The sequence below is a fragment of the Streptomyces sp. CO7 genome, assembly GCF_053474865.1.
This window is the reverse complement of sequence record NZ_JBRIOU010000009.1, coordinates 245336-249888: the sequence shown is the minus strand read 5'-3', so window position 1 is coordinate 249888 and position 4553 is coordinate 245336. Positions and strand designations below refer to the sequence as shown.

General features: G+C 73.9%; 3 protein-coding genes and 1 pseudogene. 3 read left to right on the top strand and 1 reads right to left on the bottom strand.

Translation table 11 applies throughout. The features are described from left to right. Window positions 1-418, top strand: a pseudogene (locus ACOV8S_RS27695) (pectate lyase); the annotation flags it as partial. 99 nt (window positions 419-517) lie between these two features. Here ACOV8S_RS27695 and ACOV8S_RS27690 read toward each other — a convergent pair. Beyond that, complete coding sequence (locus ACOV8S_RS27690) at window positions 518-1960, bottom strand: carotenoid oxygenase family protein (protein ID WP_448321179.1); 1443 nt, start codon at window positions 1958-1960, stop codon at window positions 518-520. Window positions 1961-2263: 303 nt separating this feature from the next. Between ACOV8S_RS27690 and ACOV8S_RS27685 the strand changes: the two genes are divergently transcribed. Beyond that, window positions 2264-3208, top strand: a complete 945-nt coding sequence (locus ACOV8S_RS27685; RefSeq protein WP_448321177.1) for an RNA polymerase sigma-70 factor — start codon at window positions 2264-2266, stop codon at window positions 3206-3208. Window positions 3209-3341: 133 nt separating this feature from the next. Continuing rightward, window positions 3342-4553 (top strand): NAD(P)/FAD-dependent oxidoreductase (locus tag ACOV8S_RS27680; RefSeq protein WP_448321176.1); only part of this gene is annotated, 1212 nt, incomplete at its 3' end.

Genomic DNA, 4553 nt, shown 5'->3' with positions numbered 1-4553 from the left:
GACCCCGGCTCCGACGACGCCCGCCCCGACGACGACGCCGACCCAGCCCGGCGGGACCAACCTCAGCCTCGGCGCAGGCGCCGACGGTTCGAGCAAGGCCGACGGCACCAGCTACGGCAACGTGCGGGACGGCAACCTGTCGACCTACTGGTCGCCGGCCGGCAGCACGGGCTCGGTCTCGGTCAAGTGGGGCTCGCCCACGGCGGTGTCCCAGGTCAACATCCGTGAGGCGTCGGGCTCCGTGGGCGCCGTCCGGTCCTGGAGGCTGCTGAACCACGACACCGGCGCCGTCCTCGCCTCCGGCAGCACGGCGGGCGTCGTCAGCTTCCCGCGCACCAGCCTGAGCAAGATCACCTTCGAGATCACCGGCTCCCAGGGGACGCCGAGGATCGCCGAGTTCGAGACGTACGCGGGCTAGTGCGCGGCGGGGGCGGCTGACGCGTACGGGACCGGCCGCCCAGCCGTCCGACCGGCAGGGTGACCGCGCCGGGGCACCTCGGGAGCCTCGGCGCGGTCGTCATTCCTCGGTGGGGAGCCAACTGCCGTGCAGCCCCAGGGGGACCCGGACGGGGATGCGGACGCGGGCCACGGGGCCGGCAGCGGGGTCCTCGCCGGGCAGTACCAGGAGCCAACTGCTGTCGTCGGTGCGGTCGGTGGCGAAGGTCAGCCAGTGACCGCGGGCGGCGTCCCGCGTACCGGGGGCCGGCGCGAAGACGGGCTCGCCGACCGACAGGTCGCCGGCGTCCCAGGTCCAGGTGCCGGTGACGCCGTCGCTCCCCGTGTCGTACCAGCGCAGCGCGTCGTACTCGCCGGGCAGCAGGCCCTCGGCGCGCCCGCTGTCGGCCGCGACGGCCAGCCGCCGGTGGGTGCGTCCGACGACGCGGTCGTCGATCCTCGGCAGTTCGACGCGCGCGTCGTCCAGCAGGGTGCGCCGCATGCTTCCGGCGGCCGGATCGATCACGGCGCGGGCCAGGCCGTGCTGGTCGGCGGTGCGCGCACGGTGGTGGTCGGGGGAGCCGGCGCCGGGGCCGAGGGCGAGTCGGGGCCACTGGACGTAGTCGAGGACGACCCGGCCGTCGGCGGGGTCGTCGTAGGCGTTGACCGTGTGCCACAGCCAGTACGGCTCGTCGTCGGCCCAGCGCACCGGTCCGCCGTCGCGGGGGATCAGGGCGACGCGGGTGCCCCGCTCCGGGCGCCAGTCCACGAAGGAACCGCCGTTCATCGCGGCGGCGATGTCGAAGAACGCCGGAGCCAGGGTGATCACCAGGTACCGCTCGGTGAGGGCCATGTCGTGGATCATCCGCGGCTCGTCCACCCCCTCCACGGTGGTCGGCCCCCGGCGCACCACACCGTCGGGGCCGATCACCGACCAGGTGAGGTAGGGCGGGTCGAGGGCGTAGCAGAAGACGGCCATCTCACCGGTCACCGGGTCGATCTTGGGGTGCGCGGTGATGCCGGCCGGCAGGCGTCCGTCGAACGTCTCCTTGCCGAGGGTGTCGAGCCCGGGGCTCATGTGGAACGGACAGTCCGACTCGGCGAGGGCCAGCAGACGGCCGGCGTGCCGGACGACATTGATGTCCGGCAGCGGCTTGAACGTGTTGGCCAGCTCCTCGCCCACCTCGTCGGGACCCGGCAGGATCATGGACTCCAGCCCGCCCCACAGGGCGTGCCCGGCCCTCTCCTCGGCGACCATCGCCGGCGTGCGGACGAAGCGGTTGCGGTAACGGGCGCGGCCCTCCGACAGCCACACCCCGTGGATCATGCCGTCGCCGTCCAGCGGGTACAGATAGCTGCCGATGGGGGTGAACCGGGGGTTGGGCCCGTTGCGCAGGTAGACGCCGTCCAGGTCGTGGGGCAGCTCACCGGTGACCTCGCAGTCCGCCGCGTCGACCTCCGCCGTGACGGGGGCGAAGCGGCCGGCGAGGTGGGCCACGCGGGTCGGGTCGAAGGCGGGGGCCATCACGTCGTCCCTTCGGGCGTCGGGTGTCGGGCGTCGGGCGTCGGATCTCGGGAGTCGGGCTCTGCGCCGCGACGGCTCCGGCGTCGGGCCTCCGGTCCCGCTCGTGAGCCGGGCCCCGGTCGGAGGTCTGCCCGGCCGAAGGGGCCTCGGGTGCTCGCCGTGCGACCAGTCAAGGCCGGGCGGTCCGCCGGTGCCACTCGGAGGGGGCCGACCGCCGGTGCCGTGAGGTGCTCGAGCGCGTGCCGCCGGGCGCCGGCCGCACGCGACCTGCGGCGCGCGTGGGGTGACGGATAGCATCGGGGCATGCCGCTGACCGCCGAGGACGTGGACAGGTTCGAGCTCGCGAGGCCCCGGCTGGGGGCCATCGCCTACCGGCTGCTGGGGTCCTCGAGCGACGCCGAGGACGCCGTGCAGGAAACGTTCCTGCGCTGGCACGCCGCCGATCCCCGGCGCATCGAGGTCCCCGAGGCGTGGCTGACCAAGGTGCTCACGCGGCTGTGCCTGAACCAGCTCACCTCGGCCCGCGCCCGCCGCGAGACCTACGTCGGCCAATGGCTGCCCGAGCCGCTGCTGGAGGGCGACCCGATGCTGGGCCCCGCCGAGACGGTGGAGCAGCGGGAATCGGTCTCGTACGCGGTGATGACGCTGATGGAGCGGCTGTCCCCGAACGAGCGCGCGGTGTACGTGCTGCGGGAAGCGTTCGGGCACTCCCACCGGGAGATCGCCGACATCCTCGACATCGGCGAGGCGGCCAGCCAGCAGATCTTCCACCGCGCGAAGCGGCACCTGGCGCAGGGCCGCACCCGCACCGAGGTCGACGGGACGGCGGCGCGGCGCATCGCCGAGGAATTCCTGACGGCGGCGACGAGCGGGAAGTACGACGGTCTGCTGCGCTTGCTGACCGACGACGCCGTCGCGGTCGGGGACGGCGGCGGCAAGGTCCCGGCGCGGGCCAAGGCGTTCGAGGGCGCGCGGGCGGTCGCCAAGTTCATGTGGGGCCTGTTCAGGCCGGCCCAGGCCAAGCGGGCGATCGTCGGTGGCTCGCCCGAGATCCACGCCACAACGGCCAACGGCGAGCCCGCCGTCGTGGCGGTCGTCGAGGGGCGCGTCGTCGGGATCGTGTGCCTGGAGGTCACCCCCGAGGGCATCGCGGCGTTCCGCAGTCAGGTCAACCCCGACAAGCTCGGCCGCGCCACCCGGCGCTGGGCGGAGGGCGGCCACGGGGAACCCTTGTTCCACGCCTTCTGACGCGCGCCGCCACGTCCCGCTCAGGTGTGACCCGGATCACTTTCCTGTTCTGTCAGGAAATCGCGAGCTGTCCGGTTCAAGAGGCGTACCGGCCCGCGAACGGGTCATGGACCTCGCAGACAGGAGCAGGGAAATGCAGCACCGCATCATCGTCCTCGGCGCCGGATACACGGGAGCCGTCGCTGCCGGCCGGCTCGCCAGGAGGCTGCACCCGGACGACGTGAGCATCACGCTCGTCAACGCCGCGCCCGACTTCGTCGAGCGGGTCCGGATGCACCAGCTCGCGACGGGCCAGGAACTGAGGAGCCGTCCCTTCAGCGAGATGTTCAAGGGCACCGGCGTGCGGCTGGAGGTCGCCGAGGTCACCGGGATCGACGTCGACCGCCACACCGTCGAGGTCTCCGGCGGCGGAGCGGACGGCGGCACGAAGGAACTCGGCTACGACACCCTGGTGTACGCCCTCGGCAGCGGCTGGGACGACCACGGCGTCCCCGGCGTCACGGAGCACGCCCACGAGATCGCGAGCAGGGCCGGAGCCCTCAGGCTCCGCGAGCGGCTGGCGGCGCTCGGGGCGGGGGAGAGCGTGACCGTCGTCGGCGGTGGCCTCACCGGACTGGAGGCGGCCACCGAGATCGCCGAGTCGCACCCGCACCTCGCCGTCTCGCTCGCCGTCCGGGGCTCCCTGGGTGACTGGCTTTCCCCGAAGGGACGCGCGCACCTGCACAAGGTCCTCGACGGCCTGGGCGTCACCGTCCACGAGCACGCGGCCGTCACCGCCGTGGCGGCCGACCACGTCACCACGGCCGACGGCGCGAGCCTGCCGGCCGCCGTGACCGTGTGGACCACCGGCTTCGCGGTCCACCCGATCGCCGGGGCCAGCGCCCTGGAGACCGGCGGGACGGGGCAGATCGTGGTCGACGGCACCATGCGCTCGGTGTCGCACCCGGACGTCTACGCGGTGGGCGACGCGGCCCTGGCCATGGGGGACGGCGGCACGCCGCTGCGGATGTCCTGCGCCAGCGGCGTCCCCACCGCGTGGCAGGCCGCCGACTCCATCGCGGCCCGGCTCACCGGAGGGAAGCTCCCGAAGACGGCACTGCGCTACTTCAACCAGTGCGTCTCGCTCGGGCGCAAGGAGGGGCTCATCCAGTACGTCACCGCCGACGACCGCGCCAAGGACGCGGCGCTGACCGGCCGGATCGCGGCGGTCTACAAGGAGCTCGTGTGCAAGGGCGCGGCCTGGGGCGTCGCCAATCCGACCCTCGGGATGCCCGGCCGCCGTCGGCGCGTCCTGCCGGCCGAGGAGCGGACCGTCCCGGCCGTCGAGGTCCGGGCCGCCGACGCC

Bases quoted from the DNA above. Each gene is read 5' to 3' on its own strand.
- ACOV8S_RS27690 (WP_448321179.1), bottom strand. From the start codon at position 1,960: ATGGCCCCCGCCTTCGACCCGACCCGCGTGGCCCACCTCGCCGGCCGC.
- ACOV8S_RS27685 (WP_448321177.1), top strand. From the start codon at position 2,264: ATGCCGCTGACCGCCGAGGACGTGGACAGGTTCGAGCTCGCGAGGCCC.